We start from the raw sequence: 22,999 nt of genomic DNA on the forward strand, positions 1-22,999 counted from the left end.
AAGCCATCACCCAAGCGGCATTGATGGGGCCCGGGCGCTGCGTAGGATGGGCTTATACCGTTGAGCGAGCCTAAGAAATGACTGCCAGAACCCTCTACGACAAACACATCGACTCCCACACGGTGTGCTCCCTGGATGACCAGGGCCATGTCCTGCTTTATATAGACCGCCAGGTGATCAACGAATACACCAGCCCTCAGGCCTTCAGCGGCTTGCGCGAAGCCGGGCGCACGGTGTGGCGTCCCGGCACGGCGTTGGCCGTGGTCGACCATGTGAACCCCACCACGCCCCAGCGCATTGCGGCGATGCCGGATGCAGGCGGTGCGCGGCAAGTGTCGTACCTGGCGGAGAACTGCCGGGACTTCGGCATCGAACTGCTGGACATCCTCGACAAGCGCCAGGGCATCGAGCACGTAATCGCCCCGGAACAGGGTTTTATCCTGCCCGGCATGGTGATTGCCGCCGGTGACAGCCACACCACCACCTACGGCGCCCTCGGGGCCTTTGGTTTTGGCATCGGCACCTCGGAAATCGAACACCTGCTGGCCTCCCAGACCCTGGTCTACAAACGCCTGAAAACCCTGCGCGTGACGGTCGACGGTGACCTGGCGCCGGGCTTGACTTCAAAAGACGTGATCATGGCGCTGATCGGCAAGATCGGCGCATCCGGCGCAACGGGCTACGCCATTGAGTTTCGTGGTTCTACTATCGACGCGCTGAGCGTCGAGGCGCGCATGACCATCTGCAACATGGCGGTGGAAGCGGGCGCACGCGGCGCCTTCATGGCACCGGACGAGAAAGTGTTCGACTACCTCAAGGGCAAACCACGCGCACCGCAAGGCGAGCTGTGGGAAAAGGCGCTGCTGGAGTGGCGAAAACTCCACACCGACGAAGACGCGGTGTTCGACCGGGAAGTGCAACTCGACGCCTCCACCCTGGAACCCATGGTCACCTGGGGCACCAGCCCCGACCAGGCGGCGCCCATCGGCGCCCGCGTGCCCGACCCGCAGGACGTCAGTGACCTGATCCTGCGCCAGGACATGCGTCGCGCCCTCAACTACATGGGCCTGGAAGCCGGCATGCCGCTGAGCGAGATTGTCATCAGTCACGCCTTCATCGGCTCCTGCACCAACGCCCGCATCGAAGACCTGCGCGACGCCGCCAGCGTGGTGCGCGGCAAACACGTGGCCGACCATGTGCGCGCGATGATCGTACCCGGCTCCACCGAAGTCCGTGACCAGGCCGAGGCCGAAGGGCTGGCAGCGATTTTTATCGAGGCTGGCTTCGAATGGCGCCAGTCGGGCTGCTCGATGTGCCTGGCGATGAACGACGACGTGCTGGCTCCGGGCGACCGCTGCGCCTCCAGCACCAACCGCAACTTCGAAGGCCGCCAGGGCGCGGGCGCACGCACCCACCTGATGAGCCCGGCGATGGTCGCCGCCGCTGCCATTACTGGCCGCCTTACCGATATCCGCCACTTTGGAGCACGCCCATGAGCCTGCAACCCTTCACCCTGGTCACCGGCAAAGCCGCGCCGATGCTGGCGGCCAACATCGACACCGACGTGATCATGCCCAAGCAATTCCTCAAGGGCATCGACCGCAGCGGCCTGGACCGTGGGCTGTTCTTCGACTTGCGCTTCCTGGCGTCCGGCGAGCCCAATCCCGACTTCGTGCTGAACCAGCCGGCCTGGCAGGGCGCGAGTTTCATGGTGGTGGGGCCGAACTTCGGCTGCGGTTCCAGCCGTGAACATGCGGTGTGGGGCTTGAAGCAAATGGGCATCCGCGCCCTGATCGGCAGCAGCTTTGCCGGGATTTTCTACGACAACTGCCAGCGCAACGGGGTGGTGTTGATCACCTTGGACGAGGCGGTGTTGCAGCGGTTGGGTAAGACGGTCAGCCAGGCGGACCAGGCGCAGATCAGCGTCGACCTTGAAGCCCAGGCGATTCGCTTGGCGGATGGCGAGGTGATCCCGTTCCAGATCGATACCCTGCGTAAAACTGCGTTGCTATTGGGCTTGGACGCCATCGGCAGCACCCTGCAACGCCGTGAAGAGATCAAGGCTTTCGAACGCCAGCACCTGGCAGCCAATCCCTGGCTGAGCTAAATCGACAACCCTTTGAAATGCTCCTGCAAGAACTCCACGCAGGCGCGCAACTTACCGGAATACGCCAACCGTGTCGGGTACACCGCCCACACGTTGGCGCTCTGGGTATACCCGTGCAGCACCTGCACCAGCTTGCCTTGTTCCAATAGCGGTTTCACATCCCACATCGAGCGTAGCAATACCCCGCGCCCATCCAACGCCCACTGCAACACAATCTCGCCATTATTCGACGACAACGGCCCGCGCACGCGCACGCTTTCCTGGGCGCCATCGTGTTCCAGGTGCCAGATGCCAAACGCGTTATCACGCTCCTTGAGCACCAGGCAGTCGTGCTGCTCCAGCTCGCTCAACTGTTGCGGTGTTCCGCGCCGCTGCAGATAAGCCGGCGCCGCGCACAGCACGCGACGGTTGCTCACCAGTCGGCGGCCGATGTGCTGGCCGGGGATATCGTCGCCTACGCGGATCTCCAAATCGAAGCCTTCGCTGACGATGTCCACCACGCGGTCAAACAGGTCCAGGCGGATTTCCAGGTCCGGGTACTGTTCCGCCAGCAGCGACAGGGCGGGCGCCACATGGTTGCGGCCGAAACCAAAGCTGCTGCACAGGTGCAGGCGGCCACGGGGGCTGTCGTGTGCGTCGGAGAGTTCATCGGAGAGTTGCTGGAAGTCTTCCAGGATGCGCACGGCCCAGCGCTGCACCCGCTCGCCGTCTTCAGTCAGGGCGATGCGCCGGCTGGTGCGGTGCAACAGGCGGGTGGCCAGGGTGGTTTCAAGGATCTGGATGCGCTTGCTGACATAGGCCGGCGACAAGCCCAGCTCATCGGCGGCCGCTGCGAAGCCGGCCTTGCGGATCACGGTCAGGAACACCCGCAGGTCTTCGGGTAGGGGCACGGTATCTTTCTTATTGGTCATCAGAAACAGGGCTGGCGGCATGAGCCGCCAGAATAGCACCGGATCGGTGTGCCTTCCGGCACACCTGGCCGTCTTCGGTTACTCGGCAGCGATCTTCGCTTGAGCCGCCGCTCGCGCATGGCGACCGTGCTTGAGCGCGATAGGCGCCATTTTTTCACGGTCCAGCTCACCCTCCCAGGCGGCCACCACCAGCGCGGCCACGGCATTGCCGATGATATTGGTCAGTGAGCGGCATTCAGCCATGAAGCGGTCTACGCCGAGAATCAACACCATCGCTGCCACCGGCACGGTCGGCACCACCGCCAAACTCGCCGCCAATGCGACAAACCCCGCGCCGACCACCGCCCCGGCGCCCTTGGACGTCAGCATGGCCACCGCCAGCAGCGTCAACTGCTGTTCCAGCGGCAAGTGGATGTTGGTGGCCTGAGCCAGGAACAACACCGCCAGGGTCATATAGATGTTGGTGCCGTCCAGATTGAAGGTGTAGCCGGTCGGCACCACGATGCCCACCACGCCTTTGGAGGCGCCCAGGCTTTCAAGTTTCTGGATCAATTGCGGCAACGCCGATTCCGACGAGCTGGTGCCCAGTACGATCAGCAGCTCCGACTTGATGTAGCCCATCAATTTGAAAATGCTGAACCCTGCGTAGCGGGCGATGCTGCCCAGCACCACGGCAATGAAGAAAAACGCGGTGATATAGAAGGTGCCCACCAGCTTCAACAACGGCAGCAACGAACCCACGCCGTATTTGCCGATGGTGAACGCAATCGCACCAAAGGCCCCGATTGGCGCGACCCGGCTGATGATACCGACGATGCGGAAGAACACTTCGCTGGCCTGGTTGATCACCCCCACCAACGGCCGGCCCTTTTCACCGACCATCACCAGGCCCACGCCAAACAGCACCGAGACGAACAGTACCGGCAGGATTTCACCCTTGGAGAACGCATCGAAAAACGTCGCGGGGATCACATGCAGCAGGAACCCGACGATGCCTTCACCGTGTTCGGCTTGGCCGACAAAACCGGCGATGGCCGAGCTGTCGAGGGTTTTCACGTCAATGTTGAAACCGACGCCCGGATGCAGCAGGTGCGCGGCGAGAATGCCGATCAACAGGGCAATGGTCGAGACAACTTCGAAGTACAGCAGCGCCTTACCGCCGACCCGGCCGACCTGTTTTACGTCGTGCATGCTGGTGATGCCGGACACCACCGTGCAGAAGATAATCGGGCCGATGATCATCTTGATCAGTTTGATGAAGCCGTCGCCCAAGGGCTTGAGGTCGATGCCGATCTGCGGCCATTGATGGCCGATCAACACGCCCAGCGCGATGGCGATGAGCACCTGGATATACAGGGTTCCCAGCAGTTTTCTGATTGTCATTGTTATTATCTCGCAGTCTTTTTTGGGCAAGCAGACCCCGTCGCAGGCGTTGGCGCGCCTGCGTGGGGTAGTGAATCAGGGGATCAGCAAAGGAAGGTCAGGACTTCGCCCAGCAACAACTCGGGAGCCTCTTCGGCAATGTAATGGCCGGCCGGCAGGGCCTTGCCGCGCACGTCGGTGGCGACTTTCTGCCATTCCTTGAGCGGCTCGAAACAGCGGCCGACGGTGCCTTCGGCGCCCCACATCACCAGCAACGGCAGGTTCAGGTGATGGCCGGCGTCGATATCCGCCTGGTCGTGCTCAAGGTCGATACCGGCGGCAGCGCGGTAGTCTTCGCAGATGCCAGTGGCAGCGCCCGGCAGTTTCAGGCAGCGCAGGTATTCGGCGAAGGCCTCGTCGGTAAACGGCTTGAGCCCGGCGCTGCGGCTGCCCATCACGCTGCGCAGGTACAGCTCCGGGTTACCCTCGATCAAGGCCTCCGGCAACGGCGCCGGACGGATCAGGAAGAACCAGTGCCAGTAGGCGCGGGCGAAGGCTTCGTCGGTCTGTGCGTACATCGAAAGGGTCGGGGCGATGTCCAGCAGCACCATGCGTTGCACAGCGTTGGGATGATCCAGCGCCAGGCGATGGGCCACACGGGCGCCACGATCATGGGCCAGCACTGAGAACTGTTCGAAGCCCAGGGCTTGCATCAGCTCGACGCCGTCCCGGGCCATTTCGCGTTTTGAATAATTCGTGTGGTGGTCATTGGCCGGCGGTTTGCTGCTGTCGCCATAACCGCGCAGGTCGGCCGCCACCACGGTGAAGTGCTCGGCCAATTGCTCGGCGACTTTGTGCCAGATGACGTGGGTTTGCGGGTGCCCGTGCAGCAGGAGCAGGCCGGGACCTGTACCGCCTTTGCGGTAGCTGATGTCCACGCCGTTGACGTGGCAGCTGTCTTTTTGGAATCCGGCGAACATGGAATGACTCCTTGTGATGATTGCCTGCATCCTGGAATCACGCGGCGTTCGGGGCAAGGGCGAAAACGTGGAGGGGTTGTTCATGAAGTGTGTAGGAGCCGGCGGGCCGGCTCCCGTCGATCAGCCTTGCTTGAACATGGCTTCGGCTCGTTCGCGGATCTGCGTTTCAGTCAGGTCTTCCTGGTGGGTGGCCAGGAACCACACATGGCCGAATGGATCCTTCAGCGTGCCGGAGCGATCGCCGTAGAACTGGTCCTTGGGTTCGGAGATCGGTGTGCCACCGGCTGCGATGGCTTGTTTGTATTGTGCGTCGACGTCATTGACATACACATGCAAACCGACGCTGGTGTGGCCATCACGCGGGCTGCCAAACGCACTTTCATCGCAGGGTGAACCCAGCATGATCGGCGAGTCACCGATACGCAGCTCGGCGTGGCCGACTCTGCCGTCGGGCATGTCCAGGCGCATGGCTTCGATGGCGCCAAAGGCTTTCTTGTAGAACTCGATGGCTTCGGCCGCTTTTTCGACGCCCAGGTAGGGCGTGACACTGTGGAAGCCCTCGGGAATAGGCTTAACGCTCATTTCGTTCTCCTTGAGTGGTGGTTATGGAGGGACGGCCTTTTCACTATAGGCCACGTACGCCGGGGCCTGCGGGCAGCCGACGAGGTGTTCGCCAGGCAACAGCGAACCGGCAGTTTGCTGCGCCATAAGCGGGTAGGGGCGCGTTTTTACGGCCAAACCACCGGTTTCCGGGCTCGGCACAGAAGCTGCAATACCTCTGGCAAACCATTCGCCCGAGAGCGTTGTATGTCTGTACTGCCTGTGTCTGCCGATTACCCGATCCACACGCCCCATGCCGCCTTGATCCGCGATGCAGCCGAGGCGATTGCCGTCGCCCACCGCGTCGCCGCCGTTCTCCTGGAACAGGACGCCGAGCGCGACCGCAGCCGCCAGGTGCCCGCCGAGGTGGTGGACCTGTATTCCAACAGTGGCCTGTGGGGCATCAGTGTGCCGCGCGCGTTCGGCGGGGCGCAGGTGTCTTACGCGGTGCTGGCCCAGGTGATCGCGATTATTTCGGCGGCCGACCCGTCATTAGGGCAGATCCCGCAGAACCACTACTGCCTGCTGGAAGATATCCGCTTGCAGGGCACGCCCGAGCAACAGGCGCATTTCTTCGGCTTGGCCTTGCAGGGCCATCGCTTTGCCAATGCGCTGTCGGAAACCGGCGGCAAGCACGTGCAGGACATCCAGGCCACTATTCGCCGTGAAGGCGACGGCTACGTGATCAACGGGCGCAAGGGCTATTGCACCGGTTCGCTGTACGCCCATTGGCTGGCAGTGCTGGCGCTGGATGAACAGCAAAACGCCCAGTTGGCCTTTGTACCGCGTGGCACTGAAGGGCTGGTGGTGGTCGACGATTGGGACAGCATGGGCCAGCGCACTACCTCCAGCGGGACGGTACTGGCTCAGGATCTGCGGGTGCCGGCCTTCAATTTGTTTCCTACGCACAAATCCTACGATTCCCCAACCTTGGCTGGCCCTTTCGCACAACTGACCACTGCCGCCATTGACGCGGGCATTGCCCGCGCCGCACTGCGTGACACCGTGCAGTTCGTGCAGCAATTCGCCCGGCCGTGGATCGATGCTGGGGTGGAGAAAGCCAGCGAGGATCCACTGACCATCATTCAGGTCGGTGCGCTGGATATTCGCCTGGAAGCCGCCGAAGCCTTACTCGACCGCGCCGGCTTTGCCCTGGATGCCGCGCGCCCGGCCCCAGATGAAGACAACGTCGCCCACGCGTCCCTCGCCGTCGCCCGCGCAAAAGTGCTGACCACCGAAATCGCCATCGAAGCCAGTAACAAGCTGTTCGAGCTGGGGGGCACCCGTTCCACCTTGAAGAAGCACAACTTCGACCGCCACTGGCGCAACGCGCGGGTCCACACCCTGCACGACCCGGTGCGCTGGAAGTACCACGTGGTGGGCAATTGGCTGCTCAACGGCGCCAAGCCGCCGCGCCATGACTGGTCGTGATTCATGGCCGAACTGTTCAAGAACATCTATTGGGCCGACATCGGCCAGGCCTGCCTGGAAACCCTGAGCATGCTCGCCGCTGCGCTGGGTTTTACCGTGCTGCTCGGGCTGCCCCTGGGCGTGCTGCTGTTTCTCACCGGCAAGCGCCAGTTGCATGAGGCGCTGGTGGTGTATCGGTTGCTGTCGGTGGTGGTCAACGTGTTGCGTTCGCTGCCGTTCATCATCCTGCTGATCGTGTTGATCCCGCTCACCACCTTGCTGGTGGGCACCTCCCTCGGTGTACCGGGCACCATCCCGCCGCTGGTGGTGGGCTGTACGCCGTTCTTTGCACGGCTGGTGGAAACCGCGCTGCGTGAAGTGGATCGCGGCGTGGTCGAGGCCACCCAATCCATGGGCGCCAGCACCTGGCAGGTGATCCGTCACACCCTGTTGCCGGAGGCCCGGGGCGGGCTGCTGGCGGCAGTGACCGTGACCGCGATTGTGCTGGTGGACTACACCGCCATGGCCGGCGTGATCGGTGGCGGCGGCCTGGGGGACCTGGCGATTCGCTACGGCTACCAGCGTTTTCAGACCGACGTAATGGTGGTCACCGTGGTGCTGCTGTTGGTGCTGGTGCAGGCCCTGCAGATGACCGGTGACCGTTTGGTGGCGCGTTACAGCCGCCGTTGATTCCTATAACAACTGCTTTCGGAGCCTGTATGAAAAAGTCCCTGGCCATTTTGGCCGCTGTCCTGTCGTTGAATGCCTTTGCCAATGAAAAACTGGTGGTCGGTGCGACCCCTGTGCCCCATGCGGAAATTCTCGAGTTCGTCAAACCGGTGCTGGCCAAGGAGGGCGTGGACCTGCAGATCAAAGTCTTCACCGACTTTATCCAGCCCAACCAACAACTGTCGCTGAAGAACATCGACGCCAACTATTACCAGTACCGCCCGTTTCTCGACGACTACAACAAGACCCGTCACACCGATCTGGTGCCGGTGGTGGGCGTGCATATCGAACCCTTTGGCGCTTACTCGACCAAGATCAAAAACATCTCGGAGCTGAAGGACGGCGCCACGGTGTCGATCCCCAACGACCCGGTCAACACTGGCCGTGCCCTGGTGCTGCTGGATGAGGCGGGCCTGATCAAACTCAAGGACCCGAGCAACACCCTGAGTACGCCGCGCGATATCGCGGAAAACCCCAAGCATTTGAAAATCCGCGAACTGGAAGGCGCCTTGTTGGCCCGCTCTGTGAGCCAGGTGGATTTGGCGTTTGTGTTTGCCAACTACGCGCTGGAAGCGGGGATCGATACCAACAGCGCGTTGATCGTGGAGAAGGGCAAGTCGCTGTACGTCGAGTACCTGGTGGCGCGGCCGGATAACATCAATGACCCACGTATCCAGAAACTGGCCAAGGCGTTGAATTCCGATGAAGTGCGTCAGTTCATCCTGACCCGTTACAAAGGTCAGATTGCCCCTGGTTTTTGATCCCGCGTTTATTCAGTGATGGCCGTCGGCTCAAGCAATTGAGCCCCCGGCCCACGCTCACCCAACTGGTCATCCTGATTCCGCAACGGGCACGCCTCCATCGACAGGCACCCGCAACCGATACAGCCATTGAGCTTGTCCCGCAGCAACATCAGCTTATTGATGCGCTCATCCAGGTCTTCCCGCCACAGTGCGGACAAGCGCTCCCAATCCTGCGCCGTGGGCGTGCGTCCATCCGGCAAGGCCTGCAACGCCTCGCCGATCGTTGCCAGTGGTATGCCCAAACGCTGGGCGATCTTGATCACCACCACGCGCCGCAACACATCGCGAGGATAACGCCGCTGGTTGCCGGCATTGCGATTGCTCTTGATCAACCCCTTGGTTTCATAGAAATGCAGGGCTGTGACCGCCACACCGCTGCGGGCGGCCAGTTGGCCGACCGTGAGTTCCTTGTTGAGCATGAAAAAACTCCCAGACAACGCTTGACCTTTACTTAACTAGAGGTTTTACCCTGCGTGGCATCGAATCGCAAGATTCTGCCTACAGAGGAAGGGGAGTGTTCATGCAGGTATCAGATAAAAATCGCAGCTTCACTCAATTGATCGAATTTCAGATCGAGCCCCAGCAGCAAGTCGCCCTGGTGGCGGCCTTGACCACCCAAAGCGAACGCCTGGCCCAGGGCCACGGCGGCTTTATCAATGCCAGTGTGCAGGTCAGCGATGACGGACGGCGGGTGCTCAACTACCTGCAATGGCGCTCGCGTGAAGACGGCGAGGCGGCGTTCCAGTGCTTTGAGCATGGCGAGGAAGATTTCTGGACGCTAATCCGCGCCCACCAGGCCACGGCGGTGACCTTCGGCTCGTTCCAGGTGCTGCGCAGTTTCGAGCGCAGCCATGACAACGCGTTGCACTGCCGCCTAAATGGATAAATGCAGCATGCGCTCGCCTTGCACGTTTTCACCAGGGCGGCGCTTGTTCACCGCCAGCTCGCCGATCTTGATCAGGCGCGTGCGCGTGACGTTGCGGCTCAAGCCCAGCAGGTTGGCGGTGTGCACCTGGTTGTAATGGCTGAAACGATAGGCGGCGCGTAGCAGGGCGTCTTCGACCTTTTCATGCAGGGCGCCGGCCTGTTCTTCGAACAGCTTCTGGAAGGCGCGCGCGAGCAAGGCTTCGGCGCTGTTGTCGGTGCCGTGCGGGCTGTCGTCCTGGCGTTCGATGCGCATATTCGACAGGCGCAGGTCGTCCCGTTCGATCACGCCGTTACGGCAGATCAACAGGGTGTGGTGAATCACGTTCTCCAGCTCGCGGATATTGCCCGGCCAGCTGTAGCTCTTGAGCTTTTGCTCGGCCTCGCGGCTGATGGTGATCGGGCCGTAGCCCAGGCGCTGGCTGTAGGCTTCGATGAAGTGTCGGGTCAGCGGCAGGATATCGCCGGGGCGCTCGCGCAACGGGCTGAGTTCCAGGCTGACCACGTCAAGACGGTAGTAGAGGTCTTCACGGAAATGCCCGGCGTTGATGGCTTTTTCCAGTTGCACGTTGGTCGCGGCCAATACACGCACATCAATAGGAATGCTCTTACGCGAACCCAGGCGTACGACTTCACGTTCCTGTAGGACGCGCAACAGCTTCACTTGGATTGCCATCGGCAGATCGCCGATCTCATCGAGGAACAAGGTGCCGCCGTCGGCCTCTTCAAACCAGCCGGCCTTGGCACTGAGGGCGCCGGTAAAGGCGCCTTTTTCATGGCCGAACAGCTCGGCTTCCACCAGGGATTCGGAGAACGCCCCGCAATTCACCGCCACGAAAGGCCGGTTGCGCCGCGCGCTGAGGTTATGGATATGGCGCGCCACCAGCTCTTTACCGGTGCCGGTCTCGCCGATGATCAGCACGCTGGCTTCGCTGGGCGCCACTTGCTGGATATGGTCGAGCAGCGCCTGGGATTTCGGGTCTTCGAAGACCTGGGCCGTGGCGCGGATCGACGTCGCGAGGGCGGGCGAGGGCGGTAGGGTCAACAGCTGCATGGGCACCTCTCTTAGGAATAGAACGTAGGAATCGGCAGGGATTGGTTCAACGCCCAATCCCCCAGTTCGTGGAGTTTGTAGTCCACCGGATCGTGCAGGGTCTGCGTACGCAGGTTGCGCCAGTGACGGTCCAGACGCAGCGAGGCGTGGGTGGAGCGCGCGCCGGTCACTTCGAACAACCGGCTGCACAGGTCCAGGCCCTGGCGGGTGGCGGCGACTTTGGCGGTGGCGATGGCGATAGCCAATTGGCCACGCTCGGATTCACTGAGGTTCGCACCCTTGGCCCAGGCTTGGTCGAGCAACTCGGCGGCGCGCTCCACCAGCAGGCGAATACCTTCCAGGGCGACCCAGAACTCACCGTAGTGATGCAGCACGTAAGGGTCTTGGCGCACGTCTTCAGCCGAGGACTTATGCCAGGCGCGGGTTTCGGTCAGGGTGTAATTGCGGGCTTCTTCGAAGGCGCCTTCGGCAATCCCGAGAAACATATGCGTGAAGGTCAGCTGGGCAATCAGCGGACGCAGGCAGGCAAAAGGCGTGCTCAGTGGGCCGGGATCGAGCAGCAATTCGGACTCTTCGACGCGCACGCGTTCGAAGCTGGCGCTGCCGCTGTCGGTCTGACGCTGGCCGATGTTGTTCCAGTCATTGTGCAAGGTGATGCCACTGCGCCCGCTGGGGATTGCGGCGATCAGCAGCTTGCCGCCGGCCGTTTCATCGACTGCCGAGGCGATCAGCATTTCCGAGTCGCTGGCGCCGGAGCAGAAGCTCTTTTTGCCGGAGAACTCGCGCCAGCCGCCGAAATCCTTGACCACGGTGCGGGTGTCCAGCGGGTTGAGGGCGTTGCCCCAAAACCAGTTTTTGCGTGCGGTCTGTTCAAACCAGGGCTGCCATTGGTCCGGGCGCGCAAACAGGCGCACGGTGGCGAGCATCAGGTGGTGAAAACCGAAGACGTGGGCGATGGAGCTGTCGACCTTGGCGAACTCGCGCACGATGCCCAGGGTTTCGCTCCAGCGTGCACCAAGGCCGCCGTATTGGGTGGGAATGCTCAGGGCGAGCAGGCCGCTGTGGCGCAGCGCGTCACGTTCGGCTTTGGGCGTGCCGCCGCGCTCGTCGCGCTCGACGGCGGTAAGGGCGAATTCGGCGGCCAGCAGTTTGGCGGTCTGCAAGGGGGAGGGCAGGACGCTGTGGGGTTTGGCTGTCACGGGGTTTCCTCTTTTATAGGCGGGAGCGGCCAGGGCTGTTCCCGCTGCTCAGCCCATCAGGCCTTGGCTGGCAGTACATCGTTGGCAATCATTTCGCCGAACGGGCCAGTGAGGTTGGTGACACCACGCCCGGCCAGGCTGGCGTAGGGTTCCGGTAGCAGCGGGAACACCAGCTCGGCAAAGCGATACGCCTCTTCCAGGTGCGGGTAGCCGGAGAAGATGAAACTCTCGATCCCCAAATCCGCGTATTCCTTGATGCGCTCGGCGACTTGTTGCGGGTTGCCCACCAGTGCAGTGCCGGCACCGCCGCGCACCAGGCCGACGCCGGCCCACAGGTTGGGGGCGATTTCCAGGTTGTCGCGGCGCCCGTCGTGCAGGGCGGCCATGCGGCGCTGGCCTTCGGAGTCGAAGCGCGAGAAGGATTTTTGCGCGGCGGCGATGGTTTCGTCGCTGATGTGTTCGATCAGTTTGTCGGCGGCTTTCCAGGCGTCCTCTTCGGTTTCACGCACGATCACATGCAGGCGAATGCCGAACTTCACGGTGCGCCCGTGCCGTGCGGCGCGTTCACGCACATCCGCGAGTTTTTCCGCGACGGCGGCCGGCGGTTCGCCCCAGGTCAGGTACACATCGACCTGTTCGGCGGCGAGGTCGTGGGCTGCGTCGGAGGATCCGCCAAAATACAGCGGCGGATAAGGCTTCTGCACCGGTGGGTAAAGAGCCTTGGCGTTCTGCACTCGCAGGTGCTTGCCTTCAAAATCTACCGATTCGCCCTGCAATACACGGCGCCAGATCTGTAGGAATTCATCGGAGACTTCGTAACGTTCACTGTGGTCGAGGAAGCTGCCGTCGCCACGGTTTTCATCGGGGTCGCCGCCGGTCACCACGTTGATCAGCAAGCGGCCGTTGGACAGGCGATCCAGGGTCGCCGCCATGCGTGCCGAGACCGTCGGCGAAATGATCCCCGGACGAATCGCCACCAGGTAACGCAGGCGTTCGGTCAGCGGCACCAGCGCCGAGGCAATGACCCAGGAGTCTTCGCACGAGCGTCCGGTAGGAATCAGCACGCCGTGGTAACCCAGGCTGTCAGCCGCTTGGGCGACTTGTTTCAGATAATTGAGGGTGACCGGCCGTGCGCCTTGGGTGGTGCCCAGGTAATGGCCGTCGCCATGTGTTGGCAGAAACCAGAAAACATCCATGACCAATCCTTAAGCGATTTTCAGCAGAGAGGAGGAGTGCGCTGCAAACAAAGGCGCAGCGCGTTCTGCCGCCAGTTGAATACGGGCTTTTAGTAGTTCACTGGTGATTTGGTAGTCGGTGAAGTCGGCTTCGGTGGCGTACACACCGATCGGCAAGGTCAATGCCTGGAAAAAACTGAACAGCGGGCGCAGTTGGTGATCGAGCACCAGCGCATGACGTTCGCTGCCGCCAGTGGCGGCGAGCAGTACCGGCGTATTGATCAAGGCGTTGAGGCCGATCAGGTCGAACAGATGCTTGAGCAGGCCGGGGTAGGAGCCCCGATAGACCGGCGCGGCGACGATCAGCAGGTCGGCCTGTTCGATGGCCAACAGTTGGGATTCGACATCTGCCGGCAGTTCGTCACGGGACAGTGCACCTCCAAGAGGCCGGGCAATCTCGCCCAGTTCGATCAGGGTGGTCTGGATCGGCAGCAACGTGGCCAGTTCGGCGAGCACTGCTTGGGTCAGCACGAGGGTGCGTGACGGGCGCCAGGTTCCGCCAGAGAGGGCAACGACATTCAGGGGACGGGTCATGAACAGTTCCTTTTTCAACAGTGGAGTGCAACCTGGTGAGCAAGAGCTATACCAACGGGCGCAGACCTTGATTGGCGTGGGTTGCAAGCTCACTGCCGAAAAGTGTCGCTGTTGTCTGGCTGGTGATTTGTTGATTGGCTGTTGCGCTGGCAACAGTTGCGTGGGCAACAGTACTGACGCGATGTAGCGTCAGTTATAGAGGGTTGCATTTATTCCGTAAATGAACGTATTTCCATATTTATAGATTATAAAGAAATATAAGAATACCGCTATCGCAGGTGCCTTGGCGGTTGATAGCGACTATCAAGGCAGGTGATTTTTCACCGTGCGGGGCCGGGAGTAGCCTGTGTTCATTGACTCGAAACCTCCTTTGCAGGGCCGCCGCCATGAACCGATTCCTCGCTGTTTCCTTATTGATTGTCAGCTCAGTCCTTGCCGGATGTGCGACCCATCCTTCACCTGAATTGCGCCCCTACACGGCGGAAGAAACCAAACAGTTGGCCCTGGAAGCGTTGAGCCGTCGTGGTTTGTCGTTTGATGAATATCAACAGCAGCGCGCCGCACTGACCGGCCAGCCACAGAAGCCTTTCGGTTTTGATCGCCAGGGCGAAATGAACGCCGAACGCAGCGTGACCCTGCATGGTCGTCCCAGTTGATCCCGCGCCTAGCGGCAAAAAGCCCGAGGATTCCCCTGAGGAACCTCGGGCTTTTTGTTTTCCATGGTGCGACTTCAGCCTGTTAAGCTGAATTTCAGGAGCGTTCCTACGCACATTTTCATAAAGTGGTCCTTCTTTAATGGCATGCGATCGGTTAAACCTGACAACCTCTGTCCCGGTCCGTGCCCCTGAGACGCTGCTCTCGGGAACCTGCTCTGCGAGTTTTTAACGTCATGAATAAACGTCCGCTGTATTTCGACTACGCCGCCACCACCCCGGTGGATGAGCGGGTCATCCAGGTGATGGTCGAGTGTCTGGGCTTCAATGCCAATTTCGGTAACCCCGCGTCCAGTTCCCATGCGTTCGGCCAGGCGGCCCGGCACACGGTCGAGCAGGCGCGTCGCCAGGTAGCCGAGTTGGTCGGTGCCAACCCTGAGCAAATTGTCTGGACTTCCGGCGCCACCGAATCCAATAACCTTGCAATCAAGGGCGTGGCCCAGGCGCGGGGCGTGACGGGTGGGCATATCATCACCAGCCAGATCGAACACAAGGCTACGTTGGATACCGCGCGGCAACTGCAGGAAGCCGGTGTGGCCGTCACCTACCTAGTGCCGGATGCCGATGGGCTGATCAGCGCCGATGCCGTCAGCGAAGCCTTGCGCGAAGACACGTTCCTGGTTTCGCTGATGCTGGTGAACAACGAACTGGGCACTCTCAACGACATCCCCGCCATCGGCACGCGAGTGCGTGATCACGGCGCGTTGTTGCATGTGGATGCGGCGCAGGGCGCGGGCAAGGTAGCGATCGACCTGGCGCAATGGCCGGTGGACTTGATGTCGTTTTCGGCCCACAAGCTGTATGGCCCCAAAGGAATTGGCGCGTTGTATGTCGGCCGTCGGGCGCAGCAGAAGGTGTTGGCGCAGATCCACGGCGGTGGTCACGAAGGCGGCCTGCGCTCCGGTACCCTGGCGACCCATCAGATTGCCGGCATGGGCACCGCGTTTGCCTTGGCGGCGGCGTCTTTTGCTGAAGAAAAGGCGGTGATCGTCGCCTTGCGTCAGCGCTTGCTGGATCAGTTGGAATCGGTGGCCGGCGTGCGTCTCAATGGCAGCGCGACACAACGTATTCCACATACCCTGAGCCTCACGTTTGGCGAAGGCGAATTCAACGCCGCTGCGTTGAGTGCGGGGATCGCGTTTTCCGCGACCTCGGCCTGCAATTCGGCGAGTAACGCGCCGTCCCATGTGCTCCTGGCGTTGGGCCATGATGCACGCAGCGCCGGCCGTACCATTCGCTTGAGCCTGGGCCGGTTTACCACCGAGCAGGATATCGACCAGGCGGTGCAATTGATCAAGGCCGCCCTGGCCAGTGCACCGGCGTTCTGGGCGGTCTGATTCACATAATAATTATTCGTGGTTAGCAGGAGACACAATGAGTACGCAGCCTTTGACCCATGGAACGGTTCCCCAGCGCCTGGCGCACACCCGTGAACTGATGAGCCGCGAGGGCATACACGCCCTGCTGGTGCCGTCGGCCGACCCGCACTTGTCCGAGTACTTGCCGGGTTACTGGCAGGGGCGACAATGGTTGTCGGGGTTTCATGGTTCGGTGGGGACGCTGATTGTCACTGCGGATTTCGCCGGCGTGTGGGCCGATAGCCGTTACTGGGAACAGGCGACCAAGGAACTCAAGGGCAGCGGCATCGAATTGGTGAAACTGCAGCCAGGCCAACCCGGACCGCTGGAGTGGCTGGCCGAGCAGACGCCGGAAGGTGGCGTTGTCGCGGTGGACGGTGCGGTCATGGCCGTGGCCTCGGCGCGGACCCTGGGCGGCAAGTTGGCGGAGCGCGGTGCACAATTGCGTACCGATATCGACCTGCTGGATGAAGTCTGGCAAGACCGTCCGACACTGCCGAACCAGCCGATCTATCAGCACCTGCCGCCTCAGGCCACCGTCAGCCGGGGTGAGAAACTCGCCTCGCTGCGCGCTGCCCTGAAGGAGAAGGGCGCCGACTGGCACTTCATCGCGACCCTGGACGACATCGCCTGGCTGTTCAACCTGCGCGGCGGTGATGTGTCGTTCAACCCGGTCTTTGTGTCCTTTGCGCTGATCAATCAACAGCAGGCCACGTTGTTCGTGGCGCTGAGCAAAGTCGATGCCGAGCTGCGGGCAGTGCTGGAACAGGATGGCGTGACGCTGCGCGACTACAGCGAAGTGGCGGATGCCTTGCGTACGGTGCCGGCGGGCACCAGTGTGCAGGTCGACCCGGCGCGCGTTACCGCGGGCTTGCTGGAAAACCTTGATGCCGGCGTCAAGCTGGTCGAAGGACTCAACCCGACCACCTTGGCCAAGTCGCGCAAGAGCCTGGCCGACGCGGAACACATCCGCCAGGCCATGGAGCAGGACGGCGCGGCGTTGTGCGAATTCTTCGCCTGGCTGGACAGTGCGCTGGGGCGCGAACGTATCACCGAACTGACCATCGACGAACACCTGACCGCTGCGCGCACCCGTCGCCCCGGTTATGTGTCGCTGAGCTTCAACACCATCGCGGCGTATAACGCCAATGGTGCGATGCCGCACTACCACGCCACTGAAGAAGAGCACGCAGTGATTGAAGGCGATGGCCTGCTGCTGATCGATTCGGGCGGCCAGTACCTCGGCGGCACCACGGATATCACGCGGATGGTGCCAATCGGTACGCCGAGCGAGGAACAGAAACGCGACTGCACCCGTGTGCTCAAGGGCGTGATTGCCTTGTCCCGTGCGCATTTCCCGAAAGGCATCCTGTCACCGCTGCTGGACGCCATTGCCCGCGCGCCTATCTGGGCCGAAGGCGTGGACTACGGCCACGGTACCGGGCACGGCGTAGGCTATTTCCTCAATGTGCATGAAGGTCCGCAAGTGATTGCCTATCAAGCGGCCACTGCGCCGCAAACGGCGATGCAGCCGGGGATGATCACCTCCATCGAGCCGGGCACTTACCGTCCGGGGCGCTGGGGCGTGCGTATCGAGAACCTGGTGCTGAACCGCGAAGCCGGCAAGACTGAGTTCGGCGAGTTCCTCAAGTTCGAAACCTTGACCCTGTGCCCGATCGACACGCGTTGCCTGGAGCCGTCGCTGCTCACGGTAGACGAGCGTGAGTGGTTCAACGCCTATCACGCCGAGGTGCGTGAGCGTCTGAGTCCGTTGCTCGACGGTGCCGCACTTGAATGGTTGCAGGTACGCACTGCGGCTATTTGATCGCCTGCAATTCGGGGGCCTGGGCCAGGGCGTCGGCCATATAGTCGACGAATGCCTTGACCCGGGCCGACTGGCGGCGATTGGGCGCCGACACCGCATGGATCGGCAGTGATTGCGGCGTGTAGTCCTGCAACAGCGCGACCACGCGGCCAGCTTTCAAATCGTCATGGAACAACCAAAGGGGCGAAAGCGCAATGCCAAGCCCCGTCAACACCATTTCCCGCACCGCCTCTGAGTTATTGCTCTGGGCGTTGCCGGCAATGCGCACGCTGTGTCGCGTGCCATTCTTTTCATAAGCCCACTGGTTCTGGCTGCTGAGCAGGTTGAACAGCAAGCAGTTGTGCTGGCTGAGATCCTGCGGGGTTTTCGGTGCGGGATGTTTGGCCAGGTAGACGGGACTGGCCAGGGTGACGCGGTGTGTGGTGCCGATCTGCCTGGCGATCAAGCCGCTGTCGCGCAGTTCACCGATTCGCAGGGTCACGTCCAGGCCTTCGCTGACCATGTCCTGCAGGTGATCATTGAGTTGCAGGTCTACTTGTACGTCAGGGTATTTCTGCAGGAAATCGCTCAAGCGTGAAGCAATCTGCAGGCGGCCGAAACTCACCGATGAGCCCACGCGCAGGGAGCCGGCGATCGCCTCTTTGCCGGTCTGGAAGCTGTGTTCGGCAGCGTCCACGGCGGCGAGGATTTCGCGACAGTGGCTGTAGTAGCGCAGACCTTCGTCGGTCAGGGACAGTTGGCGCGTACTGCGGGCAATCAGCTTGCCGCCCAGTTCGGTTTCCAGGGCGCGCAGGACTTTGCTGATGGTGGGTTGGGTGGTCTGCATTTCCCGGGCGACGGCGGAGAAGCTGCCGCGTTCGATCACGCGAACGAAAATCGCCATTGCGTTGAGTTTGTCCATGGGGGCTTCCAATTCATTCTTCTTGCGCATAAGCACTATAGTCTTTTGGTGTCTTATCGGCATGAATTGGCTGGCGGATCATTGACTTCACTCTTCGATGACGCGAGATCGCCGACATGACTGATATGCACGCTTTGATAGTGGATGCCGTAGATGCGCCGTTTCGGCTGACGACAATTCCTAAACCGGTAGCCGGCGCTGGCCAAGTGTTGGTCAGAATCAGCGCCAGTGGCCTTAATCCATTGGACGGGAAAATCCGCGCCGGCCAGGCTGCCCACGCCCGGCAGCCATTACCGGCGGTGCTCGGCATGGACCTGGCAGGCACCGTGGAAGCAGCCGGCCCAGAGGTCAGTGATTGGTACGTAGGCGATAAGGTCTATGGGTTGGCGACCGGTATCGGTGGCGCACAGGGCTCGTTGGCCGAATACGCAGCCGTCGATGCCCGTTTGCTGGCGAAGAAGCCCGAGGCCTTGAGCATGCGTGAAGCAGCGGTGTTGCCGCTGGTGCTGATCACCGCGTGGGAGGGCTTGGTGGACCGGGCGCATGTCGGCTCCGGGCACAAAGTACTGATCCAAGGCGGCGCGGGCGGTGTAGGGCATGTCGCAGTACAACTGGCGATTGCCCACGGAGCGCAGGTATACGCCACGGGATCCGCCAAGCATCGCGCGGTGATTGAGGCGCTGGGTGCGACATTTATCGACTATCAGCAGCTGACGGTCGAGGAGTACGTCGCGCAGTACACCGCGGGCGAAGGCTTCGACATTGTGTATGACACCGTCGGCGGCGAAACGCTGGATGCATCCTTTCGAGCCGCCAAGACCTATCACGGTCATGTAGTGAGTTGCCTGGGATGGGGGCAACACAGCCTGGCACCGCTGTCTTTTCGTGGGGCAACCTACTCGGGCGTGTTTACCTTATTGCCGTTGCTGACCGGCAAGGGGCGTGAGCACCACGGGCAGATTCTAGCCGAGGCGGCGCGGTTGATTGATGCAGGTAAACTCAAGCCGACCATGGATGGGCGTTCATTCGATTTGCACAGTGCGAACGCCGCCTACGATCTGCTCGCAAGCGGCGCGCAAGGGCGCTTGGCGATCGAGATCTAACTCAGGGCTTCGCGCACAAAATCCAGACGGTCCTGACCAAAGAACAGCTGGTTGCCTACAAACAGGCTGGGCGCACCGAACACGCCCCGTTGAACGGCTTGAACGGTGTTGTCCTTGAGGGCGGTCTTTACCGCTTCGTCGTTGGCCAGGGTCAGAACCTCTTCGGGACTAAAACCGTGTTCGGTCAGCACGGCAGCAACAACAGTGGGGTCTCCCAAATGACGGCCATCAACCCAGAGGGCGCGGAACAGGCAATCCACAAAGTCATCGAAGCGCTGGGGTTGGCGCAATTGAATGCCGGTGACGGCCCGCATCAACAGCAGGGTATTGATGGGAAAGTGCGGGTTGAACGTGAGCGGTACGTTGTAGCGACGTGCATAGCGCGCCAGGTCATCGAACATGTAGCGACCTTTGGCGGGCACGGTGATGGGAGAGGCGTTGCCCGTGGCCTTGAACACGCCTCCCAACAGCATGGGCTTGTAAATCAGCTGCGTACCGGTTGAGGCGCACAGTGCGGGGAGCTGGGTGTAGGCCAGGTAGGTGGCGGGGCTGCCGAGGTCAAAGAAGAATTCCAGGGTTTTACTCATCGTCGATGCTCGCTGCTTATTATTGTGGGGGCGTGCTTACCAGGGTTCATTCCAGGGGCGCAGGTCCAGTTCGAACGTCCAGGCGTCGCGTGGCTGGCTGTGCAGGTACCAATAGTTATCGGCGATATGCTCGGGGTTGAGGATGCCGTCCTGGTCCTTCAGCGCGTATTTCTGCGGGAAATTGTCGCGAATGAAGTCGGTGTCGATGGCGCCGTCGACCACCACATGGGCAACGTGGATGTTTCTGGGCCCGAGTTCCCTGGCCATGCTTTGCGCGAGCGCCCGGATACCGTGTTTGGCGCCGGCGAAGGCGGCAAACCCTGCAGCGCCGCGCAATCCTGCGGTGGCACCCGTGAACAAAATGGTGCCTCGATTGCGCGTGACCATGCGTTTAGCGACTTCGCGGGCATTCAGGAAGCCGGAGAAGCAAGCCATCTCCCAGATCTTGAAATACTTGCGCGCGGTTTCTTCCAGGATGCTGCACGGCACGTTGGCGCCGATGTTGAACACGAAGGCTTCAATCGGACCCAGCTCGGTTTCGATCTGCTCGATCAGCGCAATGACGTCTTCTTCTTTACGTGCATCGCAGGCAAAGCCATGGGCTTCACCGCCTGCCGCGTGGATGCTGTCTACCAGCGGCTGCAATTTATCGGCGCTGCGGCGGGTGACACACGCCACGTAGCCTTCACGGGCAAAGCGCTTGGCAATGGCGCCGCCCGTTGCATCACCGGCACCCACTACCAATACGATTTTCTTGTTGTGCGTCATGGGAACTCCCTTGGCTCAATGGTCGAGCAGGAGTCTAGTCGCAGCGCCGCAAAGGGCTGGGTTTATCGCTGGAATTTAATGAGAGCAGTCAGGGGATGACTGCTCGAGCGATTACTTGCAGATGACGATCATGCTTCGACTGGTGTAGCCGGCAGGGTTGAGGCCGAAAGGGTAGTCCCCAGGTTCCTCGGAATTGTCACCGGACTTTGCGATAACCCGATAGCCCTTGGCGCCGCAAGAGTTCGTTGCACTGGTGTAGCACTGGTCCCAGGAAGAAGACAGGCCGGAACAGTTGATATGCAGCCCTTTTTTACCACGTTTCACTTCTGTTTTGGTGGTCGCGGCACAACCGGCAATCGCCATGACCATTAACAGTATCAAAATTCGCTTCATTCCTATCCTTAATAGCCGCCTCGCAATGCTAGAGGCTGGCTCTACTCGCTCTCGGGTGTAGCGTTCGCGCTGTCCTTGTCGAAATTCTCCATGAATGACATTCGTTTACGGCTTAAACATGGCCTAAATGAGCGCCAAATGCCAGAGCTACATTCAAACAGCCTTCAATCCGCTGGAACCAGCGGCTTTGACTCGCTGCGCATTGTCACGGTAGCGCCTACGGAGGCCAGGATGATGCACGTGATTGCCAGCCATTGCGCGAGTGACAGGTGTTCGTGCAGGAACAGCAGGCCGGAGAGGGCGCCAAACGCCGGTTCGATGCTCATGAGCGTGCCGAAGGTACGGGCGGGGAGGCGTGTCAGTGCGACCATTTCCAGGGTGTAGGGCAGGGCGGTGGACAGAATGGCGACACCGATGGCGACCGGGATCAGGGCGGGCGTCAGCAATGCGCTGCCCGCATGCACGATGCCGATAGGGGCAACAAACAAGGCGGCGATCATTACGCCGAGGGCGGCGGTCTGCACGCCGTTGTCATTACCGGCTTTCTGGCCATACAGAATGTAGAGCGCCCAGCAGACCCCGGCACCCAAGGCGTAGCCCGCACCCAGTAGATCGATACCGCTGCTCGCTTCGCCCATCGGGATAAGTAGGAGCAAGCCGATGATTGCCAGGGCAATCCACAGGAAGTCGACCGCGCGCCGAGAGGCATAGATAGCCACGGCAAGCGGGCCGGTGAACTCCAGGGCCACCGCAATCCCCAGAGGTACGCTGCGCAAGGACATATAGAAGAGGAAGTTCATGCCGCCCAGGGCCATCCCATAAACGATGACGGTGCGCAGGGATTTGGCCGTCAACTTGGCACGCCATGGACGTAATAGAAGCAGCATGATCACGCTGGCGAAAATCAGGCGCAGTGCCGTGGTGCCTTGTGCGCCGACGATAGGGAACATGCTCTTGGCCAGCGAGGCGCCGGACTGGATGGAGGCCATGGCAATCAGCAGCAAGCCGACTGGGAACAACGTCGAGGCCAGGCTGCGGGAGGAGGTGGTCATTTGGGGGTGTTCGTCCGAAGTCATATTAAGAGAAGCGTGGGCGCTATGATGCTTAACTGTTTGAGGTTGAGCAATATATTGCTCAATTATCCTTGGTAAGGGTTTATAGCGGACGAATCTTGAGGTTTTCAGCTTCTTTGATAGAAAAACCAAATCAAGGGTTGACGGCAGATTTCATACGTCTATAATTCGCCCACTTCCGGCGCAGTCGAAACGGAAAACTCCTTAGTAAACAATGAGTTATGTAGGTTTCGGCAGCAGGTTGCTTCAGTTCATCGAAGCCAAAAGGAAGTTGAAAAAGAGGTGTTGACAGCAGCGTGTAACGCTGTAGAATTCGCCTCCCGCTGACGAGAGATCGGAAGCGCAAGTGGTTGAAGTTGTTGAAGAAATCTTCGAAAGCTTCTGAAAATAATCACTTGACAGCAAATGAGGCTGCTGTAGAATGCGCGCC

General features: G+C 61.0%; 24 protein-coding genes. 10 read left to right on the plus strand and 14 right to left on the minus strand.

Annotation, left to right across the window (positions count from 1 at the left end; all coding sequences use genetic code 11):
• The first annotated feature begins 77 nt into the window (after window positions 1-77).
• Both leuC and leuD read left to right on the plus strand, forming a co-directional pair.
• Window positions 78-1,496, plus strand: coding sequence for a 3-isopropylmalate dehydratase large subunit (gene leuC, locus ACP7EW_RS15140; RefSeq protein ID WP_426218006.1), 1,419 nt, complete (start codon window positions 78-80; stop codon window positions 1,494-1,496).
• Window positions 1,493-2,107, plus strand: a complete 615-nt coding sequence (gene leuD / locus ACP7EW_RS15145) for a 3-isopropylmalate dehydratase small subunit (protein WP_426218008.1) — start codon at window positions 1,493-1,495, stop codon at window positions 2,105-2,107. The genes leuC and leuD overlap by 4 nt, the downstream gene beginning before the upstream one ends.
• Here the strand turns inward: leuD and ACP7EW_RS15150 are convergent.
• From ACP7EW_RS15150 to ACP7EW_RS15165, 4 genes are all read right to left on the minus strand, one after another.
• Window positions 2,104-3,018 carry a LysR substrate-binding domain-containing protein gene (locus ACP7EW_RS15150; protein WP_206542896.1) on the minus strand — a complete coding sequence of 305 codons (915 nt, stop codon included), beginning with the start codon at window positions 3,016-3,018 and terminating at the stop codon, window positions 2,104-2,106. The two genes, leuD and ACP7EW_RS15150, sit on opposite strands and share 4 nt — an antisense overlap.
• Before the next feature lie 78 nt (window positions 3,019-3,096).
• A complete protein-coding gene (locus ACP7EW_RS15155) occupies window positions 3,097-4,401 on the minus strand; it encodes a dicarboxylate/amino acid:cation symporter (RefSeq protein WP_033900301.1) in 1,305 nt (434 codons plus the stop codon).
• Between the two features lie 83 nt (window positions 4,402-4,484).
• On the minus strand, window positions 4,485-5,360 hold the full coding sequence (locus ACP7EW_RS15160; protein WP_426218011.1) for an alpha/beta fold hydrolase: 876 nt from the start codon (window positions 5,358-5,360) through the stop codon (window positions 4,485-4,487).
• A 120-nt stretch (window positions 5,361-5,480) separates the two neighbouring features.
• The gene (locus ACP7EW_RS15165) at window positions 5,481-5,942 is read right to left on the minus strand and encodes a VOC family protein (protein ID WP_426218013.1); all 462 of its coding nucleotides are present in this window, start codon (window positions 5,940-5,942) and stop codon (window positions 5,481-5,483) included.
• Window positions 5,943-6,167: 225 nt separating this feature from the next.
• Between ACP7EW_RS15165 and ACP7EW_RS15170 the strand changes: the two genes are divergently transcribed.
• The 3 genes from ACP7EW_RS15170 to ACP7EW_RS15180 are packed head-to-tail and all read left to right on the plus strand — an operon-like array spanning window position 6,168 to window position 8,860.
• Window positions 6,168-7,391 (plus strand): SfnB family sulfur acquisition oxidoreductase, encoded by a 1,224-nt coding sequence (locus ACP7EW_RS15170; RefSeq protein ID WP_033900296.1) that lies wholly within the window; start codon window positions 6,168-6,170, stop codon window positions 7,389-7,391.
• A 3-nt stretch (window positions 7,392-7,394) separates the two neighbouring features.
• A complete protein-coding gene (locus ACP7EW_RS15175) occupies window positions 7,395-8,060 on the plus strand; it encodes a methionine ABC transporter permease (protein WP_016980232.1) in 666 nt (221 codons plus the stop codon).
• Between the two features lie 29 nt (window positions 8,061-8,089).
• Window positions 8,090-8,860, plus strand: a complete 771-nt coding sequence (locus ACP7EW_RS15180) for a MetQ/NlpA family ABC transporter substrate-binding protein (protein WP_314534915.1) — start codon at window positions 8,090-8,092, stop codon at window positions 8,858-8,860.
• Window positions 8,861-8,868: 8 nt separating this feature from the next.
• On the opposite strand, the gene soxR is transcribed toward ACP7EW_RS15180, so the two are convergent.
• Window positions 8,869-9,321, minus strand: coding sequence for a redox-sensitive transcriptional activator SoxR (gene soxR / locus ACP7EW_RS15185; protein WP_033900293.1), 453 nt, complete (start codon window positions 9,319-9,321; stop codon window positions 8,869-8,871).
• A gap of 101 nt (window positions 9,322-9,422) precedes the next feature.
• On the opposite strand from soxR, the gene ACP7EW_RS15190 reads away from it, so the two are divergent.
• A complete protein-coding gene (locus ACP7EW_RS15190; RefSeq protein WP_426218016.1) occupies window positions 9,423-9,788 on the plus strand; it encodes an antibiotic biosynthesis monooxygenase in 366 nt (121 codons plus the stop codon).
• Here ACP7EW_RS15190 and ACP7EW_RS15195 read toward each other — a convergent pair.
• The 4 genes from ACP7EW_RS15195 to msuE are packed head-to-tail and all read right to left on the minus strand — an operon-like array spanning window position 9,777 to window position 13,848.
• A complete protein-coding gene (locus tag ACP7EW_RS15195) occupies window positions 9,777-10,880 on the minus strand; it encodes a sigma-54 interaction domain-containing protein (RefSeq protein WP_033900291.1) in 1,104 nt (367 codons plus the stop codon). The genes ACP7EW_RS15190 and ACP7EW_RS15195 overlap by 12 nt on opposite strands.
• Before the next feature lie 11 nt (window positions 10,881-10,891).
• Window positions 10,892-12,079, minus strand: coding sequence for an acyl-CoA dehydrogenase family protein (locus ACP7EW_RS15200; protein WP_178952085.1), 1,188 nt, complete (start codon window positions 12,077-12,079; stop codon window positions 10,892-10,894).
• 56 nt (window positions 12,080-12,135) lie between these two features.
• Window positions 12,136-13,275, minus strand: coding sequence for an FMNH2-dependent alkanesulfonate monooxygenase (ssuD, locus tag ACP7EW_RS15205; RefSeq protein WP_038844880.1), 1,140 nt, complete (start codon window positions 13,273-13,275; stop codon window positions 12,136-12,138).
• A 9-nt stretch (window positions 13,276-13,284) separates the two neighbouring features.
• Entirely contained in the window at window positions 13,285-13,848 is a 564-nt protein-coding gene (gene msuE / locus ACP7EW_RS15210; protein WP_426218018.1) for an FMN reductase, read from the minus strand.
• Between the two features lie 386 nt (window positions 13,849-14,234).
• Between msuE and ACP7EW_RS15215 the strand changes: the two genes are divergently transcribed.
• The 3 genes from ACP7EW_RS15215 to ACP7EW_RS15225 all read left to right on the plus strand — a co-directional run bounded on the left by ACP7EW_RS15215 (window position 14,235) and on the right by ACP7EW_RS15225 (window position 17,744).
• Window positions 14,235-14,504, plus strand: a complete 270-nt coding sequence (locus ACP7EW_RS15215; RefSeq protein WP_028615811.1) for a hypothetical protein — start codon at window positions 14,235-14,237, stop codon at window positions 14,502-14,504.
• Window positions 14,505-14,737: 233 nt separating this feature from the next.
• Window positions 14,738-15,898, plus strand: coding sequence for a cysteine desulfurase family protein (locus tag ACP7EW_RS15220; RefSeq protein ID WP_426218020.1), 1,161 nt, complete (start codon window positions 14,738-14,740; stop codon window positions 15,896-15,898).
• 37 nt (window positions 15,899-15,935) lie between these two features.
• Entirely contained in the window at window positions 15,936-17,744 is a 1,809-nt protein-coding gene (locus ACP7EW_RS15225) for an aminopeptidase P family protein (RefSeq protein ID WP_426218022.1), read from the plus strand.
• Here ACP7EW_RS15225 and ACP7EW_RS15230 read toward each other — a convergent pair.
• Window positions 17,737-18,645, minus strand: a complete 909-nt coding sequence (locus ACP7EW_RS15230; protein WP_426218024.1) for a LysR family transcriptional regulator — start codon at window positions 18,643-18,645, stop codon at window positions 17,737-17,739. The genes ACP7EW_RS15225 and ACP7EW_RS15230 overlap by 8 nt on opposite strands.
• Before the next feature lie 125 nt (window positions 18,646-18,770).
• Here ACP7EW_RS15230 and ACP7EW_RS15235 point away from each other — a divergent pair, with 125 nt between their 5' ends.
• Window positions 18,771-19,748 (plus strand): zinc-dependent alcohol dehydrogenase family protein, encoded by a 978-nt coding sequence (locus ACP7EW_RS15235; RefSeq protein ID WP_426218026.1) that lies wholly within the window; start codon window positions 18,771-18,773, stop codon window positions 19,746-19,748.
• On the opposite strand, the gene ACP7EW_RS15240 is transcribed toward ACP7EW_RS15235, so the two are convergent.
• From ACP7EW_RS15240 to rhtA, 4 genes are all read right to left on the minus strand, one after another.
• Complete coding sequence (locus ACP7EW_RS15240; RefSeq protein ID WP_426218028.1) at window positions 19,745-20,335, minus strand: 2-hydroxychromene-2-carboxylate isomerase; 591 nt, start codon at window positions 20,333-20,335, stop codon at window positions 19,745-19,747. The two genes, ACP7EW_RS15235 and ACP7EW_RS15240, sit on opposite strands and share 4 nt — an antisense overlap.
• 36 nt (window positions 20,336-20,371) lie before the next feature.
• Entirely contained in the window at window positions 20,372-21,103 is a 732-nt protein-coding gene (locus ACP7EW_RS15245; protein WP_033900262.1) for an SDR family oxidoreductase, read from the minus strand.
• A 111-nt stretch (window positions 21,104-21,214) separates the two neighbouring features.
• The gene (locus tag ACP7EW_RS15250) at window positions 21,215-21,496 is read right to left on the minus strand and encodes a hypothetical protein (protein WP_016980214.1); all 282 of its coding nucleotides are present in this window, start codon (window positions 21,494-21,496) and stop codon (window positions 21,215-21,217) included.
• 164 nt (window positions 21,497-21,660) lie between these two features.
• Complete coding sequence (gene rhtA / locus ACP7EW_RS15255) at window positions 21,661-22,548, minus strand: threonine/homoserine exporter RhtA (RefSeq protein WP_269133400.1); 888 nt, start codon at window positions 22,546-22,548, stop codon at window positions 21,661-21,663.
• Window positions 22,549-22,999: the final 451 nt, after the last annotated feature.

Origin of the sequence: Pseudomonas sp. DWRC2-2, from assembly GCF_049897885.1 — a bacterium.
Taxonomy (GTDB): domain Bacteria; phylum Pseudomonadota; class Gammaproteobacteria; order Pseudomonadales; family Pseudomonadaceae; genus Aquipseudomonas; species Aquipseudomonas azotoformans_A.